This is a genomic window from Micromonospora pallida (assembly GCF_900090325.1).
GTDB classification, from domain to species: domain Bacteria; phylum Actinomycetota; class Actinomycetes; order Mycobacteriales; family Micromonosporaceae; genus Micromonospora; species Micromonospora pallida.
In genome coordinates this window covers 6,531,756-6,556,989 of the sequence record NZ_FMHW01000002.1, presented here as the reverse complement: position 1 = coordinate 6,556,989, position 25,234 = coordinate 6,531,756, and the positions used below count along the sequence as shown (strand labels likewise).

Below are 25,234 nucleotides of genomic sequence, written 5' to 3'. Positions count from 1 at the left end.
CTCAGCCCACCTCGCCCTTGCCACGCTGGTAGCGACGCAGCCGCCGGAACGAGAGCACCTCGCCGTCGGCGTCGAGGTCGACCTCGTAGAGGCCGAGCAGGTCGGTCGACGCCGGGATGCGGTGGTCCTCCACCAGCTCCACCCCGATCCGCCAGCCGTCCTCGGTGGGTTGCACCGAGGTCACCCCGGACGGGTCCCGACCGGTGAGCTGGGCGGCCTGCCGCAGCCCCATCTGGGCCGCCTGGCCGGCCGGGATCGGCTCGAACTCCTCGTCCTCGTACGACTCGTCGTCCTCGTCCGCGTACCGGTCCTCCGGTCCCTGTCGGGTCGGGTCCGCGCGGCGGCCCTCTGGTCGGTTCCGGTACGCCGTCACCTCGTTCGCCTCCCTTGCGGCCGGGGCCGGTTCCCGGCGCCCGTGCCCTCGCGTCGGCGGGCCACCGGTGCCTTCCGCCGGCGCCGGGGAGCTCCGGCACCGGCGGTCTCCGGCTGGTCGGGGCGGGGTTCGGGCACCGGGCCGCCCGGACTGACGAGCCGCGCCAGGACCTGCTGCTCCGCCGTGTCCCGCTCCTCGGCGGTCAGCTCGCCCGCCGCCGCGGCGGCCTCGATCTGCTCCAGTTCACGGCGGACGTGGACCGGGTCGCGCTGCCGGGCCTCCGCCTCCCGGGCCACCACCTTCAGCACCGCGGTCAGCCCGCGCACCGGCGCGTACGGGAGGGTCAGCAACGACCACAGGATCTCCACCGCTCACCCCGCCAGTTGGTGCGCGTCGACGAAGTCGTACGGTGCGACCGGGCCGAGCAGCTTCATCCCCATCAGCTCCCGGCGCTGGCAGGCGAACTCCTCCACCACCGCCCCGAACTCGTCCGCCCGGTCGACGTCGACCAGGAACGCCACATGCAGCGCGTCCAGCTCGTGTCCGGGCGGGCGGACCGTGCTACTCACCGCCACCGGGCCGAGCACGTCGAGCAGCTCCCGGGTCTCCGCCTCGCGACGCAGCTCCACGGCCTGGCTGATCATCTCGCCGAGTCGGATGCGCTGTTCCCGGCTGACCGCCTCCGGCTGCCCGCGTACCTGCTCGGCGAGTTGCGCCGCGTCCGGGTTCCCGGCCAGCAGCGCGCCGATCAGCTCCGGCTCGTGGAACCGGCCACGCACCATGTACTGCGCCCGGCCCTCGAACTCGTCGAGGGCGGCCCGGAACTGGTCCCGGTGGGCGTCCAGCAGGTCGTGCACCGCGTCGGTGCCGGTGACCACCGTGCCGAACCGCACCGGCACGACCGGGGCCACCGCCGCCGTCCCGTCCAGCAGTTCCTGGTACGCGGTAAGATCCGCGGGGAGGCCCACCGGCCGTTCCAGGTCCACCTCGCTGACCAGCGCGGCCAGCTCGTCGTGGACGACGACGGTCACCTCGCCCGGCGGGTCGCCGACGCCCAGCGCGTCCTCGGTCGGCTCCACGTCGGCCGGAACGATGCCGTAGACGAACATCCCGCTCTGCCCGGCCATCAGCGTTCCCCGTCCCGGCGGGCGGCCCGGCGGCCACCGGAGACCCGTTCCCGGTCCCGGCCCCGATCAGCGTCCGCCCGCTCGTCGTCGGCCTCGTAGTCGGCCTCGTCCTCGTCCTCGGCACCACCCAGTTCCCCGGCCGCTCCGCCGAGCCCTCCGGCGGCTCCGCCGAGTTCCTTGGCCGTGCCACCGAGTCCCCCGGTGATCCCGCCGACGGTTTCGCCGAGCCCGGACGTGACCCCCTTGGTGGCGTCGGTGACGTTCTCCACCAGTCCGCCGAGGCCGCCCTTCCCGCTGGGCGTGATGTCCAGGCGGTCGACCGCCTCGGCGAAGCGCAGGTACGTCTCGACGCTCGCCACCACCACGCGTGCGTTGATCTCCACCAGCGGGATGCCGATCACGCCGATGACGACCTGGGCGTCGATCACCACACCCTTGTCGAGAACCATCTCGACCACGTCCGCCAGGCTCGACGTGGTACCCCGATCAAGGACGGCGCCTCCGCCCGGTCCTGTACTCATTCGCTCTGCTCCTCACGTCGACGCCGGACCACGGGCCGGCGGGCTCCCTGCGCGGTACGCCGGACGGCCGGCCGGGGACGCCCCTCCGCACGGGGCTGACGTCCCTCCTCACGGGGTTCCTCGCGGGGCTGACGTCCGGCCTCGCGGGGCTGACGTCCTTCCTCGCGGGGCTGTGGACGCCCCGCCCGCTCCGGACGGCGGCGGCGCGGCGGTTCCTCCTCCTCCGGCTCCTCCTCCGGTTCCTCGTCGTACTCGTCGTACTCGTCCTCGTACTCCTCCTCGGCCGGGCGACGACGCGGCGCCGGACGCCGGACGCGGCCGGCGGGACGGCCCCGCCTCCGGGGGGCCTCCTCCGGCTCCTCGCCCTCCTCGGGCTCTTCCTCCGGCTCCTCGGGCTCCCGGCCCTGCGGTTCGGTCTCGGCCCGCTCCCGTTCCTCGTGTTCCTCCTGCTCCTCCCGCAGGGCGGTGTCGTGGTCCTTGACCACCTGCGAGTCGCGGATCTCGCCGCGCCAGCCCTCGACCTGGTCGGGGTCCAGGAGGGTCCGGGTCATCACGTGCCGGACGAAGTGCTTCAGTTCCAGGCGCACCCGGCGGCCCTGGGCACGCCAGAGGTTGCCGGTGTGTTCGAAGAGGCCCTGCGGGTGGTACTCGAGCACGACCAGGATCCGGGTGAGGTCCGGGGTCACCTCGTGGAAGCTGACCGTTCCGTCGACCGAGCCCTTCTCCCCCTTGGAGCGCCAGTGGATGTGCTGGTCCGGCACCTGCTGGACGATGGTCGACTCCCACGTCCGGTGCGACCAGAAGACCTGCGCCTTCCAGGTGAGCTTCTGCTCGGACCCCTGCTCGACGGTCTCGACCTTTTTCATGAAGCTCGGGAAGTCGGCGAACTGCGTCCACTGGTTGTAGGCGACCCGCACCGGGACGCCCACCTCGATCGTCTCGACGATGTTGGTGACCTTCAGCTTCTTCCGTCCGGCCTGGTTCTTCCCACCCCGGGCCCCGACCGCCGCCATCAACTTCTCCTTACCGCCGGCCAGCCCGGCACCGACCATCGCCCGGAGCGGCGACTTGCCCTCGGCGAGCGCCTGCGCGCCGGTCGCTGCCGCGACCAGCCCCGGTCCGCCCCCCTGTTTCGCGTACTCGCTGAGTCGGCCGGTCGCGCCGGTGATCCGCTCGGTCACCACGGCCACGGCCCGCTCACCGATCGCGCCGGCCAGGTCCCGGACGTCGTGGAGCAACTGGTCGCGCACTTTTCCGCGAAGGTTCAGGCCCGGGTTCGTGGGGATCGACACGCTCACCACCCCCGCTGCTCGGCCGGGCTGTCGTCGTCGGCCTGCGCGGCCAGGCTGTCGTCGTCGGCGCCCCGGCCGCCCTTCCGACCGGACCGTTCGCCGCCCTTCCCACCGGACCGTTCGCCGCCCTTCCGGCCGGACCGTTCACCGCTCTTCCCACTGGACCGGTCACCGCTCCTCCGGCTGGACCGTTCGTCGTCGGAGGCCTCGTCCTGCTGCTCCACGTCGTCGTCGCTCCCGCCCCTGGTCTTCCCGCGCAGCGCGTCGGCCCGGCTCCGGAGTCGATCGCTGACCGAGTCGATCCCGCTGCCCACGGCGGCGGCCGCCGCCGCCCGACCGGCACCGACCAGTGGCGCGCCAAGGCGGCTCAGGCTGTGCAAGTGCGGGGAGCCCGGCAGCAGTTCACCAAGCTTGCTCAGGCCGGCCGGGTCGCGGCTCATCCGGCCAGCCGCCACGGCGGCGGCCAGCGTGAGGGCGGTGCGCAACCGGCGACGCCGGCCGAGAACGTAGCCAAGACCGACCGCGAGCCCGATTCGTGTCCCGCTCTTCATGGTCCACTCCTTAACTCCCCGGTCTGCGGGAAAGCCCGATACGCGCGGTCGTGACAATTACCGGGGGTCCGAACACGACAAGGGCATTCACTCGGGCAGTCCGTTAATCGGACTGGTCCGCAGTACCCGGGCCCCTGTCGGCAAAACCTGGTGACACCATTACCGGGAGCAGATTCAGAAAGGGAGGCAGGTCCATCTCAGAGGGGCAAGAAATGGACATACGGCTGGCGCAGAAACGGACATGCGGGCAGCACGAGACAGATTCCAGACAGCCCGCGAAAAGGAGCGAATACGAATTACGGCGCGGGCGGTGCGGTGTCGAGACAGATTGCCGCGTGCACGGTGTGGCCGTCCTCACGCAGCTTCGCGCCGCAGCGGGCGAGTACGCCGATCGCCCCGGTGTTGTCGGGCGTCGTCTCGGCGACCACGGTCCGCATACCGTGTGCGGCGGCGACGTTGAGCAGTTCCCGCAGGGCTGCCGCGCCGACCCCTGGCCTCGGGCCGAGCGTCCCAGCCACAGGCCGGTCTCGACGGTGCCGGGCTCCGGTCGACGGGCCATCCGGATCATGCCGACGACCTCGCCACCGAGCAGGATCGCGTACATGACCGTCCCGGTCGGGCCGTCGAAGCCGCCGAAGTGGGCACGGTGGAACTCGCGGAAGGCGTCCCGGCGGGCCAGCGACCAGCCGGCCGGCGCCTCCACCGGCGGCATCACGTCACTCGGCTCCGCTTCGGCAGCGGCCACCGAAAGCAGCGGTTCCAGATTCCGCTCGTCCACCGGCTCCAGCCGTACCGCACCTGCCACGTGCCGCAGTCTGCCGGCCCCACCCGACCGGCGTCCACTCTTCCGCCGGGCACCACCGGTCCGGCGGGCCGGTACCAGCCGGTCGGCGGGGGTGACGTGTTCCTGCTCACGCTCCGGGGTCGGACCGTCCCGGAAACTCACACAGCACGACCGACGCGTCGTCGGAACGCTTGGTCCGCCGCAGCCGGTCGGGGTGCTCCCGCTCGGCCGTCCGGACCTGCTCGATCAGCGCCCCCGGCCCCTCGGTGGCGACCAGTTCCAGCAGGCCGTCCCAGCCGAACAGGTCGAACTGCTCGACCGCGCAGGACGCGCCGTCGCTGAGCAGCACCGCCCGGCGCAGCGCGCCCGGCCCGCGTAGCGGCACCGACCCGGTAACGGCGTGATAGGCCGCGTCCGGGTCGCTGGCGGCCACCCAGTAGCCATGCGTACGGTTCATCCGCTCCCGCTGCACGGTGACCGCCCGGCGGAATCGGGTGGCCGGATCGTCGACGCTGGTCGGGACGGTCTGCGCCACCGCGTGCAGGTCGGCCAGGGCGGAGTCCAGCCGGTCGTCGGAGACCACCGCGATCCGACCGCCGGTGTCGAGCAGCAGCGGGCTGTCGCAGAGCACCAGGTAGTCGGCCCGGTCCCCGCCGTCGCGGAGCAGGCAGACGGTGGCCGACGGGGTGCCGGGATGGTCGAGGTCGCACTGGCCGCCGTGGTCGGCGCGGACCGCCAGGATCGCCGCCGCCAGGTTGCTCATCAGGGTGGCGGCGGGCCGGGTCGCCTCGGCGAAGCCGATCCGGGCGGCGAGATGCCGGACGTACCAGGCCGGGTCGTGGACGCACCCGGTGTCGAAGCCGTCCGGTACGGTCGCGCCGTCGAGCACCCCGGCCAGGGGCCCGAACCGGAAGACCAGGTCCTCGTTCTCCAGCCGGCCGGGTGCTGCCGTGGAAGCGGAGTTGACCTGCATCATCGAACGTCCTCCCCGTCGCGGGCCGGGTCCTGGGCCGGTCATGGCGGCGTGCCGCCGGGGACGTCGGTCCCCCGGCGGGAGGTCGCCGGTGCGTACCGGGGCCGCCCGGTGTAGGGCTCCTCGTCGGTGTACGGCGCGTCGACCGCCGTCCCCTCGGACAATGGCACAGGCCCCGGCAGCGGGGAAGGCCCCCTCGTCGTCGCCGTCGGCCCGCTCGGCACCGCCGGCGACGGCCCGCTCGTGGCTGGGCGCCGGGACCGGGCGAGCCAGCCCGCCACCGCCCCGGCCAGCCCGGCGGCGGTCAACAGCAGCACCAGGCGGTGGGCGTACCAGCCGGCGGCCATGTGCGCTCCCCTCGTCGCCCCTGGTCCCATCCGGGTCTCCGGTTCGGATGGCTCCCGTACCGGTCGGCTCCCGTCCGGGTGGCTCCCGTAACCGGTCGGGAGCAGAGACCGCCTACCCGTCCCGTCCACCGGCATGCCTCGGCTGCCGAGGCGACGAACGCGGCAGCGTCCGCCCCGGTCCCGATCCCGGTCAGCGGCGGCGGTTGCGGGTCCGGGAGAAGCGCAGCCGGCGGAGCCGGCCGACCAGCAGCGGCTCGGCGGCGAGCGCGGCCGGATTGTCCAGCAGCGCGTTGAGGAGCTGGTAGTACCGGGTCGCGGAGAGGCCGAAGGTGTCCCGGATGGCCTGTTCCTTGGCTCCGGCGTGCCGCCACCAGTTGCGCTCGAAGGCGAGGATCTGCCGCTCGCGCTCGGTCAGCCCGTCCGCCCCGCCTGAAGCCTCCCCAGTTCCGGCGGCCTCCGCCGCCGACTCGGCCTCCGCGTCGGGCTCGGCCGGCACCTCGGGTTCGGCGGACGGCGGCATGGCGCTCCTCGGGCAGGCGGCCGGCCGGGCGGCGCCGTACCGGGAATTCCCAGGGTAGCCAGGCTGGGCCAGCCCCGCATCGTAGGTCCGGTCGGAGTGCCCCTCCCGGAATCCGGCGTCCGGAAGGGGCACACCGTCACGTCAGGCGATGTCGCGGCGACGCATGGCCCACAGGGCCGCACCGAGCGCGAGCACCAGCCCGACGGCGAGCAGCGCCGACGAGTGCTGCCACGTGATGGTGAGCGTGTCGGGCGCGCACTCCGACATCCCGGACATCCCGGAGTAGTTGCACGCCTCGAAGTTCCGTAGTTCTACTTCCTTGCCCATCCAGGCCAGCCCGTACGTGGGGAGCAGCCACGCCTCGGGGAACTTCACGTCGGCCAGGGCCAGCACCACGCCGAGGCCAAACTGGCCGACGACGGCGATCGCGAGCACCCCGCCGAGGGCGAAGGCGGTGTGCCGACCCAGCGACGCCAGCGCGAAGCCGACCACTGCCGCCACCACCACCAGGGCGAAGCCGCGCAGCCCGGTGAGGGCGAAGGACTGCCAGACGCCGCCGGTCATCCCAGCGGTGCTGCCCCGGTAGCTGCCGACCGCCCAGAACGCGGCCGTCCAGGCTGCCGCGCCGAGCAGGGTCACCACGGTCACCCCGGTGAGCAGCGCCGCCAGCTTGGTCAGCAGTACGTTGAGCCGCCTCGGCCGCCACAGCAGCAGGTTCATCATGCCGCCGGTGCTCCATTCGGCGCCGACGAAGGAGGCGCCGACCACGAAGGCGATCAGCGCCAGGATCGCCGCGTACGGGATCAGCGTCGCCCCGAAGCTCTCCCGGAAGTCGAAGGTCGACGGGAGGAACCAGCGGGCCTCGACGGCTTCCCGGGGTGGCGGGGTGATGGTCGAGCAGTCGTCGGGGAAACGGCCGTCGGCCGGCTCGCCGGCTGCCTTGAGCCGTTCGCACTCCGCCCGGTCCCGCTCCACGTAGCGGACCTGTTCCTCGTACTGCGCCTGGGCCTGACGCTCGGCGGAGGCCCGCTGTTCCGGCCCGATCTTCTGGTTGGTGAGGAACGTGCCGACCGCCACGGCGGCCAGCACCAGCAGACCGATCAGGGTCATGTACCGGGTGAAGCGGCGCTTGCCGAGGCGGCGCAGCTCGGTGACGTACAGGCTCATGCTCCCCAACCTCCGGTGCTGGTGCCGCCGACCTTGCGGGACTGGTCGACCTGGCGGTGCTGGCCGGGAACCGGCGCGGTGGCGGTCAGCTCCAGGAAGACGCTCTCCAGGTCGGCCGTGACCGGGGCCAACTCGCTGACGTAGAGGCCGTGCTCGGCGAGCAGCCGGGTCACCGTGGCCGGCTTGTCGACGCCGGCCAGCATCAGGTGGTCGTCGTGTCCGGTGACCCGGACACCGGACCGGCGCAGCGTCTCGGCGGCGAGCGGCAGGTCGGTGGCCGCCTCCAACCGGACCCGGACCGCACCGCCCGAGTAGCGGGCGAGCACCTCGTCGACCGGTCCAAAGGCGACCCGGCGGCCCAACGAGATGATGGTGACCGAGTCACAGATGAGCTGGATCTCGCCGAGGATGTGGCTGGAGAGCACCACGGTCATCCCGGAGGCGGCCAGGTCGCGCATGAGCGTGCGCATCTCCCGGATGCCGCCCGGGTCGAGGCCGTTGGCCGGCTCGTCGAGGATCAGCAGCTTCGGCTCCTTGAGCAGCGCGGACGCGACCGCGAGGCGCTGCTTCATGCCCAGCGAGTACGTCTTGACCCGCTCGCCGGCCCGGTCGCGGAGCCCGACCAGTTCCAGCACCTCGTCGACCCGGCCGCGCGGGACCGCCCCGGCCCCGGCGAGCAGCGAGAGGGTGTCCCGCGCGGAGAAGTGCGGGAAGAACTGCGGGCTCTCCACGATCGCGCCGACCTGGCCGGCCACCTCGGGCAACGCGGCCGGCACCTCCCGGCCCAGCAGCGCCATCCGGCCGGCGTTCGGCCGGATCAGGCCGAGCAGCGTACGGAGGGTGGTGGTCTTGCCGGATCCGTTCGGGCCGAGGAAGCCGTGCACCTGCCCGGCCTCGACCCGCATGTCGAAGCCGTCCAGCGCGTGCCGCTCGCCGCGCCGCCGGCTCTTGTACGTCTTACGTAGACCTTCGATCTCCAGGACGGCGGGCACGTCGACCTCCCCCGCTCGGTTTTATGACGGGAGAGACAATACTGTGCTATCCGCAGTAGTGGGGCCGGAATCGCCGATCCGAACGGACGAAGCCCGTTCCGCCGTTCAGGCACAGATGACGTTGACCCCGGCGGCCCGGAACTCCTCGACCACACCGGGATCCGCCCCGGAGTCGGTGACCAGCGTCTCCACCCGGTCCACCGGGCAGATCCGGGCGAAGGCGTGGCCGCCCAGCTTGGACGAGTCCGCGATGATCACGACCCGCCGCGCCCGGGCCACCATCAGGTTGTTCATCGCCGCCTCGCCCTCGTGGTGGGCGGCGGCCCCGAGCTGCGGGTCGATCGCGTCCACCCCGAGCAGGGCGACGTCCAGGGTGACCTCGCGCAGCAGCGCCCCGCCCAGCGGGCCGACCAGCTCGAACGACTTCGGGCGGACCACCCCGCCGGCCACCACGATCTTCATCCGGGACCGGACCAGCAGTTCGTTGGCGATGTTCAGGGCGTTGGTGACCACGGTGAGCTGGGCACCCTCGGCGTTGGTGTTCAGGTCGGGCCGGACGGCGAGGGCCCGGGCAACCTCGGTGCTGGTGGTGCCGCCGTTGAGGCCGACCACGGTGCCGGGCGAGACCAGCGCGGCGGCGGCCGCCCCGATCCGCTGCTTCTCGGCCGAGTGCTTGGCGGTCTTGTACCGCAGCGGCAGGTCGTACGAGACTCCGTTGGCGACCGCCCCGCCCCGGGTACGGGTGATCATCTGCTGCTGAGCGAGCTGGTCGAAGTCGCGGCGGATCGTGGCCTGGGAGACGTCCAGCCGTTCGGCCGCCTCCTCGACGCTGACTCGACCGTCGTCAGTCAACATCTCCAGCAGGGCGTTCCATCGGGCGTACCGGTCCACCGCGGGAACCTCCACTGACTGCACGGAACGTGATTGGTTTCGTGCACAGTAGTGCGCGAAACGCGGGTGCGCAAAGCAATGCGCTGCTCGATCGCGCAAGCGGTTGCCAGGACCGTTCGCGTTCGCGCAGAATGACGCTCGAAACATACCCGTAACGAGCCGTATTGCGCACAGTCTCCCCTGTGAGGAGTTCCCATGGCGTACGTGGACATGGAGATCGCCAGCCAGCCGGACTGCTGGCGGGAGGCGGCGGAGCTGGCCCCGACCGTCGCCGCCCGACTCCCCCGCCCCGGCGAGCGGGTGGCCGTCGTCGGCTGCGGCACCTCCTGGTTCATGGGCAGCGCCTACGCGGCCCGCCGCGAGGCCGCCGGGCTGGGCGAGACCGACGCCTTCCAGGCCTCCGAGTTCCCCACCGCCCGCCGCTACGACCGGCTCGTCGCGATCACCCGGTCCGGCACCACCACCGAGGTCACCGAGCTGCTCGCCGCGGTACGCGGCCACCTGCCGACCACGGTGATCGTCGGTGACCCGGACTCCCCCGCGACCGGCCTCGCCGACGCCGTGGTCAGCCTGCCCTTCGCCGACGAGCGCTCGGTGGTGCAGACCCGGTTCGCCACCACCGCCCTGGCCCTGCTCCGCGCCCACCTCGGCGACAACGTGGCCGCGCTGGTCGCCGACGCCGAGGTGGCCGTCCGGGCGCCCCTGCCGCTCGACCCGACCCGGATCGAGCAGGCCACCTTCCTCGGTCGGGGCTGGACGATCGGCCTGGCCCGGGAAGCCGCGCTGAAGTGCCGGGAGGCGGCCACCTTCTGGGCCGAGGCGTACCCGGCGATGGACTACCGGCACGGACCGATCTCGATCGCCGCCCCCGGCCGGCTGGTCTGGGCGTTCGGCGAGATCCCAGACGGGCTCGCCGAGGACGTCGCCGCCACCGGCGCGGCCTTCGTGCACAGCCGCACCAACGGCTGCCGGACCGTGCTCGGCCGGTGGGCCGCCGGACGCAACCCGGTGGACCCGATGGCCGACCTGATCCTGGCCCAGCGCTTCGCGGTCGCGCTCGCCACCTGCCGGGGTCTCGACCCCGACGCACCCCGGCACCTGTCCCGCTCCGTGGTGCTCGCGTGACCCCAGCACCGCCTGTCGCCGGCCGGACCGGCGATCCGGTGGTCGTCGCCCTCGACGTCGGCGGGACGGGGGCGAAGTGCGCCCTGGTCCGCCCGGACGGCACCGTCGTGCACGCCGAACGGCACCCGACCGGGGCCGAACGCGGCCCGGACGCGGTGGTCGGCACCATCCTGGACGTCGCCGAGGGACTCGCCGACCGGGCCCGCGCCGACGGGCTCACTCCCCGGGCACTCGGCGTCGTCGTACCCGGGGTCATCGACGAGGCCGCCGGGGTGGCGGTCTGGTCGGCGAACGTGGGCTTCCGGGACGTACCGCTGCGGAAGCTGGCGGTGGAGCGGCTCGGCCTGCCCACGGCGCTCGGCCACGACGTGCGCGCCGGAGGCCTGGCCGAGGCGCGGCTCGGCGCCGGACGCGGCACCCGGCACGTCCTCTTCGTCGCGGTCGGCACGGGTATCGCCGCCGCCCACGTGGTCGACGGTTCTGCCGCCGTCGGCGCGCACGGCGCCGCCGGGGAGATCGGCCACATCCTGGTACGCCCCTGCGGGCCGCGCTGCGGCTGCGGGCGGGTCGGTTGCCTGGAGGCGGTGGCCTCGGCCGCGGCGATCGGCCGTCGCTACGCGGAACTGTCCGGCACACCGGGAAGCACCGCCGCCGAGGTGGTCGAGCGGGCGGTGGCCGGCGAGGAGCTGGCCCGGGAGGTCTGGAGCAGCGCCGTCGAGGCCCTCGCCGACGGGCTCGCCACCGGCCAGGCGCTCTTCGACGTGCAGACCATCGTGCTCGGCGGCGGCCTGGTCCGGGCCGGCCGGCACCTGTTCGACCCGCTGCGTACCGCCCTGCGGGAGCGGATGACGTTCCACCGGGAACCGCGGCTGGTCGCCGCCACCCTCGGTGACGAGGCCGGCTGTCTCGGCGCGGCCCTACTCGCCCTCGACTCCGTGGAGGACCGATGACCCAACGGGTGACCGGCCAGGTCGTGACCCCGACCGGCGTGATCCGCCAGGGTTGCGTGGAGGTCGGCGACGGCCGGATCCGAGCGGTCGCCGAGTACCCGACGGTGCGCGACGGCCACTGGATCCTCCCCGGCTTCGTGGACATGCACACCCACGGCGGCGGCGGGCACACCTTCACCACCGGTGACCCGGACGCCGCCCGTCAGGCCGCCGCGTTCCACCTGCGGCACGGCACCACCACCCTGCTGGCCAGCCTGGTCAGCTCCCCGTTCGAGCTGATGCGTACGGCCACCACGGCGTTCGCCCCGCTGGTGCGGGAGGGGGTGCTCGCCGGAATCCACTTCGAGGGGCCGTACCTCTCCACGGCCCGGTGTGGGGCCCAGAACCCGGAGTTCCTCCGCGATCCCTCGGTCGAGGAGCTGACCGAGCTGATCCGGCTCGGCGAGGGCGCGGTCCGCATGGTCACCCTGGCCCCGGAACGCGACGGCGCGCTGGACGCGATCAGGCTGCTCACCGCCGAACGGGTGGTCGCGGCAGTCGGGCACACCGACGCCAGCCACGACCAGACCCGGGCGGCGATCGCCGCCGGAGCCAGCGTCGGCACCCACCTGTTCAACGGGATGCGCCCGGTGCACCACCGCGAGCCCGGCCCGGTGGTGGCCCTGCTCTCCGCGCCGAACGTGGTCTGCGAACTGGTCGCCGACGGGGTGCACCTGCACGACGGCATGCTCACCTTCGCCACCTCGGTCGCCGGCCCCGAGCGGACCGCCCTGATCACCGACGCGATGGCCGCCGCCGGAATGACCGACGGCGAGTACGAACTGGGCGGCCAGGCGGTCACCGTGACCGACGGGGTGGCCCGGCTGACCCGGGACGGCTCGATCGCCGGCAGCACCCTCACCATGGACGCGGCGCTGCGGCACGCGGTGGCCGCCGGCATCGCCATGTCCGACGCCACCCGGATGGTCGCCACCACCCCCGCCCGTGCGCTCGGCCTGGGCGACCGGCTCGGCGCGTTGCAGACCGGCCTACGCGCCGACCTGGTCGTCCTCGACGAGGACCTCACCGTGCTCCGGGTGATGCGCAACGGCGAGTGGCTCGACTGATCAGGTGGTAGCAGGGGTCCCCTGTTACCGCATTTTGATGAGGAGGGGACCCTTGCTACCACCCAAGCGCTGTGGGGCTACCCCGGCCGCACGGGTGGTGGGCCCGGAGGTCAGACGTCAGCGACGTCGACGCCGAGCACGGCCTGCTCGTCTGGGCGGTGCACCAGCACGTCGTTGAGGAACGACTGGACCGCCGGCCCCATGCCGACGTCCCGCCCGGCTCGCTCGGAGAGCAGCCACTTGTGCTCGATGATCTGGGCGAACAGCTCCTGCGGCTCCAGCTTGCGCCGCAGGTGGCCGGGGACCGCCCGGACGACCGGCTCGAACACCTCGGTCACCCAGCGGTGCGCGGCCTGCTGCTCGTCGATCAGGTCGCTCTCCGCCCGGTACGCGTCCAGGTCGTTGAGGAGCCGGCGGGCCTGGTTCTCCTCGGCGTCCAGGCCGGTCAGCCGGAGCAGCCGCCGGGTGTGGTAGCCGGCGTCGACCACCTTCGGACGGATCAGGTAGCGCCCGCCGTCGAGCGTGGACAGCGCCACCTCGGCGACGTCGAAGCCCAGCTCGTTGAGGCGGCGGATGCGCCGCTCGACGTCGTGCCGGGCGTCCCGCTCGACCTGCTGCTCGTAGGTGATCTCGTGCCAGAGGCGTTCGTACCGCTGCACGACCTCCTCGCAGACCATCTCCGGGTCGATCGACTCGTGCAGCAGGCCGGCGGCCTGGAGGTCCAGCGCCTCGCCGAAGATGTTCACCCGGGCGATCTCCAGGTCCTCGCCCCGCTGGCCGTTGGAGAGGGAACTGCGCAGGGCCCCGGTCTCGGCGTCGACGAGGTACGCGGCGAACGCGCCGGCGTCCCGCCGGAACAGCGTGTTCGACAGCGAGCAGTCGCCCCAGAAGAACCCGGTCAGGTGCATCCGGACGATCAGCGCGGCGAGCGCGTCGAGAAGCCGTTCCAGGGTCTCCGGACGGAGGGTGTTCGAGAACAGCGCCCGGTACGGCAGGGAGAACTGGAGGTGCCGGGTGATCAGCACCGGGTCGAGCGGCTCTCCGTCCGGGGTCTGCCGGTCGGCGACGATCGCCACCGCCTCCACCGCCGGGAAATCGATCCGCTCCAACGCCCGGAGCAGGTCGTACTCGCGTTCGGCGACCCGCTCACCGGTCTCCTTGACCGCGTAGACGTAGCCGCCCATCCGGACGAAACGGACAATGTGCCGGGAGATTCCCTGGGGGAGGGCCACCAGGTGCTCGGCAGGCCACTCCTCCAGCGGAGTCGACCAGGGCAGGTCGAGCAGCGCCGGGTCGACGAGAGCCGAAGTGATCCGCACGGACCAAGCATGCCGGGTCCGCCCGCACAGCGCCTCTCTTCGTGGCTGGGCCCACAGCCGCGGACGGGCCCACCGCCGCCGGCACCGGGTCCGCTGGCCCGCCGATCCACGGAGGCCCGCACCGGTCCGGGCCCCGGCCCACGGTGGCCCACGGTGGCCCACACCGGTCCGCGCCCCGCCCACGCCCGGCTCACACCGCCCCACGCCCGGCCCGCGCCGGTCCGGCGTCAACGGGGACCGGTAGCGTGGTCGCCGTGCGGGAGCAGACCACGACGGTACGGCGGATGCCGCAGCTCCGGCCGGTCCGCCCCGCTGGCTGGTGGTTCGACGTCCTGCTGCTGGCCGGGCTGGTGGCGATCACCGCCGCGCTCGCCGCCGGCCACCTCTTCGGCCTCGACCGGGCGGTCGCCGACTGGGCCGCCGCGCACCGGCCGCCGGTCGCGCACTGGACCGCGGTGGTCTTCAACTACCTCGGCCAGGGCTTGCCGTTGACACTGCTCACGGCCGGGATGGGTGTCCTGATCGCGGTCCGGCTCCGGTCGGTGCGCGCGGTGCTGCCGACCGTGCTGGCCTTCGGGCTGACGTACGTCACCATCGGCCCGCTGAAGGTGTGGACTGCCCGGCCCGCGCCGAGCGCCAGCGTCAAGGATCCGTTCCTGCCGCCCGAGCAGACGCTCCCCCTCTTCCAGGACGAACTGCTGCTGAAGTATGCCCAGTCGTACCCGTCGGGCCACGTGGCCAACGCGATCGTCTGGTACGGCGTACTGGCGTTGCTGCTCGCCCCGCTGCTGCGCAGCTTCGGCCGGAACGTGCCGCCCCGGGTGGTCACCGCGGTCCGGGTGGTACCGCCGGTCGTGGTCATTTTCACCACGACCTACCTGGGTTGGCACTGGTTGACGGATTCGGTGGCCGGGCTGCTGCTCGGGCTGCTGCTGGACCGCATCCTGCACCGGATCCCCTGGGACGACGTACCGCTGCCGAAACGCCTGCGGACCTGGGACCGTCCGTTCCTCCCGCACCCCCGGTAGGCACCTGCGAGCGCCGTCCGGTATCGGGCCGCCAGAATCCGCGAGATTCGGCGATTGGATCCGAGCCCGCCGGGAAGGCGTGGTCCGAACCGGCTGGAGCGCCACCACGTGAGTACCGCCTGGCGCCCGTTACGCGGTTCGGCAAGGAATGGAAGCTAGGGGAGGAGAAACGATGCCTGTCTCGACGACGGTGCAGATGGTGGATCCCACCAACGCGACCAACAAGGAAACCATCGAGTCGGCCGTGGTGGAGGGCCGCACGCTCGAACTCCGGTGCGGCTTCATCAACAACACGCAGTACTTCTGGGCGCGCCTGACCGACGCGCAGAACAATGACGAGATCTGGCTCAACATGACCACCGACGGCGGCCAGAGCTGGCAGAAGAACCTGGGTCGGCGCAAGATCCAGGCGGGGGGTCGCAACTACACCGACGCCCTGAAGACAGACTCGAGCGACCGGGTACTGATGCAGGCCTGGACACGGCTCGCGAACGGCCACGAGCACAACCTCCGCGCACGCTAGTCAGCTGACCAGTCGGACGCCCCGTCGCCAGCCGACGGGGCGTCCGGCCTGTCCGGACACTCGCGGACAGGTCGCCGCCGGGACGGTGTCGTCACGGCACTAGGGTCGTCCCCGTGGAGCGACTGGCGCGACGACTGGGCGTGGCCGACGCCGTGGTCATCGGTCTGGGGTCGATGCTCGGCGCAGGCGTCTTCGTCGTCTTCGCGCCAGCCGCAGCCGCAGCCGGTGGCGCGGGCCTGCTGCTCGCGGTGGCCCTGGCCGGCTTCGTCGCGTTCTGCAACGCGACCAGCTCGGCCCGGCTCGCCGCCCGCTACCCCGAATCCGGCGGCACCTACGTGTACGGGCGGGAACGGCTCGGACCGTACGCCGGGTTCCTCGCCGGCTGGGGGTTCGTGGTCGGCAAGACGGCAAGCTGCGCGGCGATGGCGCTGACCATCGGGGCGTACCTCTGGCCGGAGCAGGCGCGGCTCGTCGCGGTCGTCGCGGTCGTGGCGGTGACCGGGGTGAACCTGCGCGGCATCGGCAAGACCGCCACCGCGACGAAGATCCTGCTCGGTGTGGTGCTGGCGGTGCTGGCCCTGGTCGCGGCGACCGGCCTCGGCGCGGTCTCGCCACCCCGCCTGGACGGCCTGGACGGTTCGGCTCGGGGCGTACTCACCGCCGCCGGGCTGCTCTTCTTCGCGTTCGCCGGGTACGCCCGGATCGCCACCCTCGGTGAGGAGGTGCGCGACCCGGAGCGCACCATCCCCCGCGCGGTGCCGCTGGCGCTGGGCATCGTGCTGGCGATCTACCTGATCCTGGCGACGGTGACGCTCGGCGTGCTCGGGACCGAGGCGCTGGCCGGATCCGCCGCGCCACTGGTCGACGTGGTCACCGCCGCCGGGCTGCCCGGCCTGGCCTGGGTGGTCCGCGCCGGGGCGACCGTCGCGGTAACCGGGGTGCTGCTCTCCCTGGTGGCCGGGGTCGGCCGGACCACGCTGGCGATGGCCCGCCACCGCGACCTGCCCGCCGCGCTGGCCGCCGTACACCCCCGGTTCCGGGTGCCGCACCGCGCCGAGTTGGCCGTCGCCGCCGTGGTGATCCTGGTGGTGCTGCTCTTCGACGTACGGGGGGCGATCGGTTTCTCCTCCTGCACGGTGCTGGTCTACTACGCGATCACGAACGCCTCGGCGTTGACGTTGGGCCGCGAGCCCGGCCGCCGACTGCCGCTCCGGACGCTGGCGGTGGCGGGGCTGGCCGGTTGCCTGGTGCTCGCGGTCAACCTGCCGCTCTCCAGCGTGCTCGCCGGATTCGGCGTCCTTGCCCTCGGCACCCTCTGGTACGCCCTCCGCCCCCGCCGCCCCGCCTGACCGTCCCCACGCCTGACCGTCCCCACCGGCCCGACCGACTCCACGCCAGACCGTCCCCACCGGCCCGACCGCCCCCACGCCTGACCGTCCCCACGGGCCCGACCGACTCCGGCGCCGCCCCGTCCTGATCGCCTCCGCGCCCCCACCGGCTTGATCGACTCGACATGCGGCATGTCGGGCTCTCCACCCTGACGGACGCCCCCACATGCCGCATGTCGTGTTCGGCGACCGCTCGCCTCCAGTAATGTCGATCCCCGCCGATCCCTTGCCCGACCTCCGTAGCCGATATCGGGTATCTAGCACCTCGGGGCACCCCCGTATCGCCAAAATGGTGGCCGGTCAAGCAGATCGATCAGGCCGGAGGGCGGGCCGTTGACGGCTCCCCGCCCTCGTCCAGGTCCTTGTCGGCGACGGACCGGCGTGGTGGTGGAACAGCACCCGGAGCCGGCGGAATGGCCCGGTCGGCTGCGGGTGAACCCGACGGCGGGGTGGCAGCGGCCTGACCGGCGAGCTGGCCCGAGACCGGAGAGGTCGACGCGGTGGCCTCGCGGAGCAGGGCGTTCAGGCCGGCGCGGCGGGCGAGCACGGTCAACCGGTCCCCCGCCGTGATCACCATGCGCGGGTCGGGTGTCCACTCGGTACGCTGCCCGGCGCGGGCGTACGCGAGCAGCCGTACGCTGCCGGTGCGGCTGACCGCCGCGAGCGCGCGACCGTCCAGCGGCGACCCGGCGGCCACGGAGATCTCGGTGACCAGCAGCGCGTGCCGGCCGACCGGAATGGTGGCGATCATCGCGCGGTCCAGCAGCGCGGCGGTGAACGACGGCGCCGCCAGGTACGACACGCTGCGCGAGATGCCCATGCCGAAGGCGCGCTGGACGCGTTCGGCGAAGTCCCCGTCGAACAGGCGTAGCACCACCCGCAGTTCGTCGTTGAGCGCGCGGCCGTTCAACGCGGCCTGGAGGTTCGCGCCGTCGTCGGTGGAGACCACCACCAGCGCCTGGCAGGTGCCGACCGAGGCCGCCCGCAGCGTCTCCTCCAACGCCGCGTCGCCCACGATCAGCGGTACGCCGAACCGTCGGGCCAGTGCCGCGCCGCGCGGTTCCGGACGCTTGTCGATCGCCACCACCTCGATGCCGAAGTCGTGGAGTTGGGCCATCACCCGGGTGCCGAGGTTGCCGAGGCCGACGACCACCACATGCCCGGAGCGTTCGGGCTGGATGCGCCCGGAGTGCAGGGCCAGCCGGGCCTTGACGACCCCGTCGACCACCACGGCGGTGATCAGCGGGATCAGGGCCAGCCCCGCGACGCTCAGCACCACCTGCATGACCTGCTCGGCGAGCGGCTTGTTCGGGTCCGGATCCTGGCCGCTGAGCGTGGTGACCAGGGTCAGGTAGAGCGCGTCCGCCCAGTTGAGGTGGGCGGCCCGGGCGTTGAGCCAGCCGAGCACCCCGATCACCGCCAGCAGCACCAGCACCGCGACGCCGATCTTGCGGGTGGCGAAGCTGCGCAGCGCACGGAACAGCACCGCGACCGGCCGTCGGCGCTGGCGGTTACGCCGGGCGCGGGCCAGCCGGCGGGCGGCCAGCTCGGTGCCGGGCGGCCGGCCGGTCGCCTCGGCGAGCACGACGTCCGCCTCGGTCTCGTCGGCGGGGAGCACCCGCACCTCGCCCGGGTCGCGGGTGTCGGCCACCGCGCAGAAAACGTCCTCCGGGCGGACGTCGTCGCGACGCGCCAGGTAGAGGGTGCGGCCCTTGTGCCGAAAATGGGTGGGGGCGACCTCGCCCAACGCGGCGGCCACGAACGCCGGGGCGGCCATGGTGGCGTCGGAGAGGACCGCCGAGTCGGGGAAGATCTGCCGTACGCCGTTGGCCAGTCCGGTGTTGAACATCCGGACCACCAGGCGCAGCCTCGGCTCCACCTCCTGGGCGCAGAGCGCGGCGTGCATGTTGCCCACGTCGTCCTGGTGCAGCAGGGCGAGCCCGTCCGCCCCGGCCAGCCCGGCCCGGCGGAAGGCCGCCTCGTCGAGCCGGTCGGCCAGGACCACGTCGATGCCGTGGATGTCGCGGCCGTCCGGCCCGTCGGAACGACGACGCCGCTCGGGCACGATCAGGGTGACCCGGATCCGGCCGGTGGACACCTCCCCGGCCAGCAATGCGCGCACCACCCAGTAAGCCAGCGGGTCGTGCCCGCACACCACGTAGTGGGGGCGGGACCCCGCGTTGGCCCGTAACCGCCGGCTGGCTCGCCACGCACGGTCGAGGAGGGGCTCCGCCATGTGCGGCATGGTAGCCAGTGCCGGCGACACGACGGTGTCCGCAGGATCGTGGCGGGGTCCGCAGGATCGCGACGGTGTCCGCAGGATCGTGGCGGGGTACGCAGCATCGCGGCAGGGTACGCAGCATCGCGGCAGGGTACGCAGCATCGCGGCGGGGTCCGCAGCATCGTGAAGAGGCATGCGCCGCCCTGGGCCGGGTAGAGCGGGACCGTGCAGACCTTCCTGCCGTACCCGGACTTCGCGGCCAGCGCGCGGGTGCTCGACCAGCGGCGGCTGGGCAAGCAGCGGGTGGAGGCGATCCAGGTGTTGCGCGGGCTGACCTGGCCCGGGTACGGCTGGCGCAACCACCCGGCGGTACGGATGTGGGCCGGGTACGAGGAGGCGCTGGTCCGGTACGGGCTGGACGTCTGCGTGGTGTGGTGCGCGCCGGGACGGGCGGACACCTGCGCGGCCACGCTCACCGCGGACCTCGCCGCCGCCTGCGGCATCACCCAGGTTCGCGACCAGGACGAACTGGCCCGGGCCGGCGAACTGCCACCCTGGTTGGGCCGGACGGACCTGCACCGCAGCCACCGGTCCTCTCTCCTGCGCAAGGATCCCGACCACTATCGCCCGATCTTCGACGACGTCCCGCCGGACCTGGAGTACGTCTGGCCCGACTCCGACCGCCCACGTCGCTGCCTGCCACCCGCCTGAGGTGGTTGCAGGGGACCCCTGCTCGGCAAAAAGCGGTAGCAGGGGTCCCCTGCTACCACCCCAGCCGGCGCGACGCGCCCACGCCGGGCAACAGGTGACAGGCGGCGCGCAGCAGGCAGCAGGCAGCAGGCGACATGCTGGGGCAAACTGAGCATATGGCGCTGTCGCGGTGGGTCGGCCGGTTGATCGGCGTACGGGAGCACCTGGTCGACCCTGGCGGTGGCGGCGCGGCCCGCGTGCCGCACCCGGTCGACGTGGTGGTGGTCGGTGGTGGGATCGCCGGCGTGTCGGCGGCCGTGGTCCTCGCCGAACGGGGCGTCCGGGTGACGGTGCTGGAGGCTGCGCCCGTCCTGGGCGGACGGCTCGCCGCCTGGCCGGAAACCCTCAAAGACGGCAGCCGGCAGGTCGTCGGGCACGGCTTCCACGCGTTCTTTCGGCAGTACCACAACTGGCGGTCGGTGCTGCGCCGGGCCGATCCGACGCTGGCGTTCCTCCGGCCGGTCCCCGGTTATCCGGTCCTCAGTGCCCGGTGGCCGGCCGAGGAGTTCGGTAACCTGCCGGCCGCCCCGCCGGCGAACCTGCTCGCCCTGCTGCTGCGCAGTCCCAGCCTGCGCCTGCGTGACCTGCGCGGGATGAACCGGGCGGCGGCGCTCCCGCTGCTGGCGTACGACCCGGAGCGCACCTACGCCGAACTGGACGGTCGCACCGCCGAGGAACTACTCGACTCGCTGCGGCTGCCGGACCGGGCGCGGGCGATGCTCTTCGAGGTCTTCGCGCACTCGTTCTTCAACCACGAGGCGGAGATGTCCGCCGCCGAACTGGTCGCGCAGTTCCACTTCTATCTGCTCGGCAACGCCGAGGGGTTGGCGTTCGACGCCCCGGACGACGACCACGCGACGACGGTGTGGGAGCCGTTGGCCCGCCACCTGCGGCGGCACGGCGGTCGGGTGCTGACCGGGGTGACCGCCACGAGGCTGGACCGCGAGCCGGGCGGCTGGCGGGTGACGAGCGGGGACGGGACGACCTACCGGGGCGGGCACCTGGTGCTGGCCGTCGACCCGCCGGCGCTCGCCACGCTGGTCGGGAACTCACCCGGCCTGGTGGCGGCCGCTCCGCACCTGGTGGCGCGGGCGTCCGCGTTCGGCACGCCCGGCCCGCCGTACGCGGTCGCGCGGTACTGGCTGGACGGGGACGTGGCCGCTCGGCGGGCGGTGTTCAGCGGGGTGTCCGGGCAGCCGACCCTCGACTCGGTGACCCTCTACCACCGGCTGGAGCACGGCGCCCGCCGCTGGGCGGAGCACACCGGCGGTTCGGTGGTGGAGCTGCACGCGTACGCCTGCGCGCCGGGGGTGGCCGCCGACGTACTGGCCGAGCGGATGCGCGGCGAGCTGGTGACGCTCTGGCCGGAGGTGGCCGGGCTGCGGGTGCGCGACCTGCGCGCCCGGGTCGAGGCGCGGGCCCCGGCGTTCGCCCCGGGCGGGCAGGCGACCCGCCCGACGGTACGCACCGACGCGGCCGGGCTCTACCTGGCCGGCGACGGGATCCGGGTGGACTTCCCGTGTGCGTTGATGGAACGGGCGGCGGCCACCGGCATCATCGCCGCGAACCACGTGCTGCGGGCCGAGGGCGCGGCCGCCGAGCCGGTCCGGTCGGTCCGTCCCCGGGGTCTGCTGACGCGACGGCGCGGCGGACGCGGCCGTGTACCCGGGGAAAACAACCGTTTCACAAAACTAGAACAGACGTACGAATAGGCTGGGCGTCAGCACCGGGGCGAGGCGACCCCGGTGGCGACGAGCGTCAGCGGAGGGACACGGTGCAGCCACGACAGCAGCTCCAGACGGAGCCGGTCAGCCGGGTCGAGATGCCCGGACCCGGGGAGGGCTCACCCACCGACGAACGGGCGTGCGTGGTCACCGCGCTGCGGCTCGGCTGGTGGATGGCGGACGCATACCACCACGCCCGGACCGTCGAGCTGGGCGAGGACACCGCCGCCCGGCCGGTCGCGCCCCGATCCAAGCTGTCCAACCTGACCGAGATGTCGGGCCGGCAGCGGATGCGGATGTACCTCGACGGGGTGGAGGTGGCGCTCGACCGGATCGCCGCGCTGACCGGCCAGGACGGGACCGGCGCGCTGAGCCGCCAGGACGGGGCCGGTCGCCTGACCAGCCAGGACGGGAGCCGCCAGGACGGGGCCGGTCAGGATGAGACCGGCCCGCTGGCCCGCCGGGACGGGGCCGGCCCGTGCACTGCCGCCGTCCGGGCCCGGATCCGGGAGGTCGCGCCCGGCCGCCCCGCCGACGTCGACGCGCTGCTGGTCGCGCTCGACGAGTTGAACGTGGACGTGCTGCGCTGGGCGATGGCCCGCGACCACCGGATCGGTCTCGCGTACCGGCTCGGGCGTTCCCTCGCCGACACCGTCCGGCGGTGCGACGCCGAGCAGTTGGCGTACCGCTTCGGTGGCCGGCAGCACGAGCTGCGCCGCTGGCTGGACGAGCTGGCCGGCGTGCTGCCGCCGTACTCGGCTCCGGTGGTGCGCCACTCACTGGCCAGGTGGACGACCGCGGTCCGGGCGGCGACGGCCGGCGACCCGGCCGAGGCGGAGCTGGGCGATCTCGCCGAGGAACTGCGCGACCAGGGCGACGTGTGGCGCAGCGTGCTCACCGGCGGGCTGCACCCCCGGGACCTGCTCGACGAGGGGCACTACGCGGTCGTCGCCCGCAACCTGATCATCCGGGACCGGCGACTGGTGGTGCAGGCCGCGCGGGGGATCTGCGGCCCGGTGCTCGTACCGCTGCTGGTGATCCTGCTGGCGGTGGTCGGGGTGAGCGTCGCCGCGGCCGCCGGCTCTCCGGCCGCCCGGGTGGGGGTCGCCCTGCTCGGCCTCGGCGCGGGGCTCGCCGCCGGCTGGCGGGCGATCTCCGGTCCGGCGCTCCAGGTGGCCGGTGAGGTCAACCGGCCGCTGCTGCACAGCGAACTGGTCGTGCAGATGGCCGACTGCGTCAGCCGGCCGCTCGACGCGGCCCGCACCGCCAGCCACACCCGCCGCACCGGGGCCACGCTGCGGTAACGCACTACGGTGACACCCTGCGGGGACGGCGCCACCATCGGACGAAACAGGCCATTCCGGTCTGACTACCTGCCAGACTGGCCCGGTGACGGAGGACCGACCGACGGGCGGAGGTGACAGCGGGAAGGCCACCGGACACAAGCCGGTACGCGTGTACCTGCGCGACGCCGTGGGCAGCCTGTTCGGCAGACGGCCGGTACGCGAGGGCACCCGCACGGCCACCGAGGAACTCTTCTTCGACCTGGTCTTCGTGTTCGCCTTCGTCCAGCTCGGCACGCTGATCAAGAGCGACTACACCCTTCAGGGCGTGCTTCGCGGGATGCTCGTGCTGGCCCTGCTCTGGTGGTCCTGGGGCGCCTTCGCGTGGCTGACCAACAACCTCCAGGCCAGCTTCGGGGTGATGCGGTTCGGGTTGTTCGTGGTCACCGGGATCGCCTTCGTGATGGCGCTGTCGACCCTCGTCGCATTCGTCGACCGGCCCGGCGGGGTGTACGGCCCGCTCGTCTTCCCCACGTGCTACTTCCTCATCCGGTCGCTGCACCTGGTGCTCTACGCGTACGCGGTCTCGGCCCACGACCTGGTCCGGCACATCCTGGTGCCCGCGGTGCCGATGGTTGCCAGCGCCGCCCTGCTCGTCTGCGCCGCGCTCGTACCGCACCGGGTCCTCACCGACCAGCGACAGGTCGCCATCACCGTGACCCTCCTCTGGGCACTGGCCGTGCTCGTGGACTACCTGGGTAGTTTCACGCTTCCCGTCTGGGAGATCGGCATCTTCTCCGCCCGGCTCTGGTGCGACCGGTACGGGCTGATCCTGATCGTGGCCATCGGCGAGACGATCATCTCGATCGGCACGGCCAGCTCCGACGTGTCGATCAGTTGGCGGCTCCTGTTCGCCGTCCTGCTGGCCATGACCGTCACCGGAGCGCTGCTGTGGACCTACTTCGACGTGGTGGCGCTCGTCGGTGAGCAGGTCCTTGAACGCGCTGACCCGAAAACCAGATTCGCCCTGGCCCGGGACGCCTACAGCTACCTGCACCTCCCGATGGTCGCCGGCATCCTTCTGCCGGCCCTCGGGATACGCGAGCTGGTCAAGAACGTCGGCCATCTGGAGGGACGCTACCCGGGCGCATCACTGTCCGCCATCGGCCTCTTCGGCCTCTACGGAGGGATCATTCTCTTCCTCCTGGCCAACGTCGCCTATCAGCTGCGGATCGCCCGCACGATCAGGACGATCATCTGGACCCGGGTGGCCACCGTGCTGGTGCTGGTCGCTCTCGTCCCCGTCGCTCGACAGTTGTCGGCGATCGGCGCGCTGGGCCTGCTGGCGGCCGTCTCCTTCGTCCTGATCGTCGTGGAGGTCATCGTGGCCGACGGGCAGCGCCGTGAGCTGCGCGAGTCGGGCCTGGCCGCAAGGATGGAGATCTGAGGGCGGTGCCGAGCGCTGCCCGGCGGAACCGACACCGCACGACCAGAAATCATCCGTCCGACGAAGCCGTCCAGGTGAAACGCGGTGGACGGCGCTCGTGGAACGCGGCCACCCCCTCCCGGGCCTCGCCGCTGGCCCGGGACTGCCCGTGCCACCAGGCGGCCCGCGCCGCGTCGGCCCGACCGTCCACGATCTCCTTGGCCGCGATGACGCTGAGCTGGGAACGGGCGGCGATCGCGCCGGTCAGCTCGGCGATCCGGTCGGTGAACCGGTCGGCCGGCAGCACCTCGTCGACCAGACCGACCCGGGCCGCCCGGTCGGCGTCCACCAGCTCACCTGTGAAGATCAGGTACTTGGCGGTGGCCGGCCCGACCAGGGCCGCCAGCCGGCGGGTGGTCGGCGTCGGGTAGACCACCCCGAGCCGGGCCGGCGGGACACCGAACCGGGCGTCGGTGGCCGCGATCCGCAGGTCGCAGGCGACGGCGAGCTGACAGCCGCCACCCACACAGGCACCGCGTACGGCGGCGACGGTCGGTTTGGCGAACGCGGCCAGCCGTTCCTCGGCGGCCACTGCCACGCTGTGGTCCCCGGCCGCCAGCAGTTCGTCCACGTCCCCCAGGTCGGCTCCGGCGCAGAACGTCTCCCCCGCCCCGGTGAGCACCAGCACCCGGACCGCCGGATCCGCCTCCAACCTGTCGAGCAGTGGCGGAAGCTGCCGCCACATGTCCGGGGTCATCGCGTTCCGACGGGTCGGATTGCTGATCACCACGGTCGCCACCGGACCGGTCACCTCGGCCCGCAACCCCACCTCCGTCACGGGCCCACCCTACGG

Annotated in this window: 25 protein-coding genes and 1 pseudogene; 10 read left to right on the top strand and 16 right to left on the bottom strand. The window is 73.0% G+C overall.

What is annotated here, in order from left to right:
* Position 1: 1 nt before the first annotated feature.
* The 13 genes and pseudogenes from GA0074692_RS27895 to GA0074692_RS27835 all read right to left on the bottom strand — a co-directional run bounded on the left by GA0074692_RS27895 (position 2) and on the right by GA0074692_RS27835 (position 9,538).
* Positions 2-373, bottom strand: coding sequence for a gas vesicle protein GvpO (locus GA0074692_RS27895; RefSeq protein WP_218106719.1), 372 nt, complete (start codon positions 371-373; stop codon positions 2-4).
* The gene (locus tag GA0074692_RS27890; protein WP_091649507.1) at positions 370-741 is read right to left on the bottom strand and encodes a gas vesicle protein GvpG; all 372 of its coding nucleotides are present in this window, start codon (positions 739-741) and stop codon (positions 370-372) included. The genes GA0074692_RS27895 and GA0074692_RS27890 overlap by 4 nt, the downstream gene beginning before the upstream one ends.
* Before the next feature lie 3 nt (positions 742-744).
* Entirely contained in the window at positions 745-1,500 is a 756-nt protein-coding gene (locus GA0074692_RS27885; RefSeq protein WP_091649501.1) for a GvpL/GvpF family gas vesicle protein, read from the bottom strand.
* Positions 1,500-1,958 carry a gas vesicle protein GvpJ gene (gene gvpJ, locus GA0074692_RS37045; protein ID WP_218106718.1) on the bottom strand — a complete coding sequence of 153 codons (459 nt, stop codon included), beginning with the start codon at positions 1,956-1,958 and terminating at the stop codon, positions 1,500-1,502. Before gvpJ ends, GA0074692_RS27885 begins: the two co-directional genes overlap by 1 nt.
* 59 nt (positions 1,959-2,017) lie before the next feature.
* Positions 2,018-3,313, bottom strand: a complete 1,296-nt coding sequence (locus GA0074692_RS27875) for an SRPBCC family protein (RefSeq protein WP_245730486.1) — start codon at positions 3,311-3,313, stop codon at positions 2,018-2,020.
* A 2-nt stretch (positions 3,314-3,315) separates the two neighbouring features.
* Positions 3,316-3,864, bottom strand: a complete 549-nt coding sequence (locus GA0074692_RS27870; protein ID WP_091649497.1) for a hypothetical protein — start codon at positions 3,862-3,864, stop codon at positions 3,316-3,318.
* Positions 3,865-4,160: 296 nt separating this feature from the next.
* A pseudogene (locus GA0074692_RS27865) lies at positions 4,161-4,669 on the bottom strand (GNAT family N-acetyltransferase).
* Between the two features lie 106 nt (positions 4,670-4,775).
* The gene (locus GA0074692_RS27860; protein ID WP_245730485.1) at positions 4,776-5,624 is read right to left on the bottom strand and encodes a hypothetical protein; all 849 of its coding nucleotides are present in this window, start codon (positions 5,622-5,624) and stop codon (positions 4,776-4,778) included.
* A gap of 38 nt (positions 5,625-5,662) precedes the next feature.
* On the bottom strand, positions 5,663-5,968 hold the full coding sequence (locus GA0074692_RS27855) for a hypothetical protein (RefSeq protein ID WP_091649486.1): 306 nt from the start codon (positions 5,966-5,968) through the stop codon (positions 5,663-5,665).
* Between the two features lie 190 nt (positions 5,969-6,158).
* Positions 6,159-6,560, bottom strand: a complete 402-nt coding sequence (locus tag GA0074692_RS27850; RefSeq protein WP_425413404.1) for a DUF3263 domain-containing protein — start codon at positions 6,558-6,560, stop codon at positions 6,159-6,161.
* 69 nt (positions 6,561-6,629) lie between these two features.
* The gene (locus GA0074692_RS27845) at positions 6,630-7,655 is read right to left on the bottom strand and encodes an ABC transporter permease subunit (RefSeq protein WP_091649478.1); all 1,026 of its coding nucleotides are present in this window, start codon (positions 7,653-7,655) and stop codon (positions 6,630-6,632) included.
* A complete protein-coding gene (locus GA0074692_RS27840; RefSeq protein ID WP_091649474.1) occupies positions 7,652-8,647 on the bottom strand; it encodes an ABC transporter ATP-binding protein in 996 nt (331 codons plus the stop codon). The genes GA0074692_RS27845 and GA0074692_RS27840 overlap by 4 nt, the downstream gene beginning before the upstream one ends.
* A gap of 105 nt (positions 8,648-8,752) precedes the next feature.
* Positions 8,753-9,538 (bottom strand): DeoR/GlpR family DNA-binding transcription regulator, encoded by a 786-nt coding sequence (locus tag GA0074692_RS27835; protein WP_091649471.1) that lies wholly within the window; start codon positions 9,536-9,538, stop codon positions 8,753-8,755.
* Positions 9,539-9,733: 195 nt separating this feature from the next.
* Between GA0074692_RS27835 and GA0074692_RS27830 the strand changes: the two genes are divergently transcribed.
* The 3 genes from GA0074692_RS27830 to nagA are packed head-to-tail and all read left to right on the top strand — an operon-like array spanning position 9,734 to position 12,719.
* Positions 9,734-10,663, top strand: coding sequence for an SIS domain-containing protein (locus GA0074692_RS27830; RefSeq protein ID WP_091649467.1), 930 nt, complete (start codon positions 9,734-9,736; stop codon positions 10,661-10,663).
* A complete protein-coding gene (locus GA0074692_RS27825) occupies positions 10,660-11,613 on the top strand; it encodes an ROK family protein (protein ID WP_091649463.1) in 954 nt (317 codons plus the stop codon). Before GA0074692_RS27830 ends, GA0074692_RS27825 begins: the two co-directional genes overlap by 4 nt.
* Positions 11,610-12,719 (top strand): N-acetylglucosamine-6-phosphate deacetylase, encoded by a 1,110-nt coding sequence (nagA, locus tag GA0074692_RS27820; protein WP_091649459.1) that lies wholly within the window; start codon positions 11,610-11,612, stop codon positions 12,717-12,719. The genes GA0074692_RS27825 and nagA overlap by 4 nt, the downstream gene beginning before the upstream one ends.
* Positions 12,720-12,829: 110 nt before the next feature.
* Here nagA and GA0074692_RS27815 read toward each other — a convergent pair whose 3' ends face one another.
* A complete protein-coding gene (locus GA0074692_RS27815) occupies positions 12,830-14,038 on the bottom strand; it encodes a DUF4032 domain-containing protein (protein WP_091649456.1) in 1,209 nt (402 codons plus the stop codon).
* 284 nt (positions 14,039-14,322) lie between these two features.
* Between GA0074692_RS27815 and GA0074692_RS27810 the strand changes: the two genes are divergently transcribed.
* The 3 genes from GA0074692_RS27810 to GA0074692_RS27800 all read left to right on the top strand — a co-directional run bounded on the left by GA0074692_RS27810 (position 14,323) and on the right by GA0074692_RS27800 (position 16,938).
* The gene (locus GA0074692_RS27810) at positions 14,323-15,066 is read left to right on the top strand and encodes a phosphatase PAP2 family protein (RefSeq protein ID WP_091654192.1); all 744 of its coding nucleotides are present in this window, start codon (positions 14,323-14,325) and stop codon (positions 15,064-15,066) included.
* Between the two features lie 172 nt (positions 15,067-15,238).
* Positions 15,239-15,589: a hypothetical protein gene (locus tag GA0074692_RS27805; protein ID WP_091649452.1), complete on the top strand. Its 351-nt coding sequence runs from the start codon at positions 15,239-15,241 to the stop codon at positions 15,587-15,589.
* 113 nt (positions 15,590-15,702) lie between these two features.
* A complete protein-coding gene (locus GA0074692_RS27800; RefSeq protein WP_091649449.1) occupies positions 15,703-16,938 on the top strand; it encodes an APC family permease in 1,236 nt (411 codons plus the stop codon).
* A gap of 352 nt (positions 16,939-17,290) precedes the next feature.
* Here the strand turns inward: GA0074692_RS27800 and GA0074692_RS27795 are convergent, their stop codons facing one another.
* Positions 17,291-19,213, bottom strand: coding sequence for a potassium channel family protein (locus GA0074692_RS27795; RefSeq protein WP_091654190.1), 1,923 nt, complete (start codon positions 19,211-19,213; stop codon positions 17,291-17,293).
* Positions 19,214-19,423: 210 nt separating this feature from the next.
* On the opposite strand from GA0074692_RS27795, the gene GA0074692_RS27790 reads away from it, so the two are divergent.
* From GA0074692_RS27790 to GA0074692_RS27775, 4 genes are all read left to right on the top strand, one after another.
* Positions 19,424-19,909 carry an MSMEG_6728 family protein gene (locus GA0074692_RS27790; protein WP_091649445.1) on the top strand — a complete coding sequence of 162 codons (486 nt, stop codon included), beginning with the start codon at positions 19,424-19,426 and terminating at the stop codon, positions 19,907-19,909.
* Positions 19,910-20,064: 155 nt separating this feature from the next.
* Complete coding sequence (locus GA0074692_RS27785; RefSeq protein ID WP_091649441.1) at positions 20,065-21,660, top strand: FAD-dependent oxidoreductase; 1,596 nt, start codon at positions 20,065-20,067, stop codon at positions 21,658-21,660.
* A 62-nt stretch (positions 21,661-21,722) separates the two neighbouring features.
* Positions 21,723-22,976, top strand: coding sequence for a hypothetical protein (locus GA0074692_RS36260; RefSeq protein ID WP_245730484.1), 1,254 nt, complete (start codon positions 21,723-21,725; stop codon positions 22,974-22,976).
* 85 nt (positions 22,977-23,061) lie between these two features.
* Positions 23,062-24,402, top strand: a complete 1,341-nt coding sequence (locus GA0074692_RS27775) for a low temperature requirement protein A (protein ID WP_176738607.1) — start codon at positions 23,062-23,064, stop codon at positions 24,400-24,402.
* Between the two features lie 49 nt (positions 24,403-24,451).
* On the opposite strand, the gene GA0074692_RS27770 is transcribed toward GA0074692_RS27775, so the two are convergent.
* Positions 24,452-25,219: an enoyl-CoA hydratase/isomerase family protein gene (locus tag GA0074692_RS27770; protein ID WP_091649434.1), complete on the bottom strand. Its 768-nt coding sequence runs from the start codon at positions 25,217-25,219 to the stop codon at positions 24,452-24,454.
* Positions 25,220-25,234 lie beyond the last annotated feature (15 nt).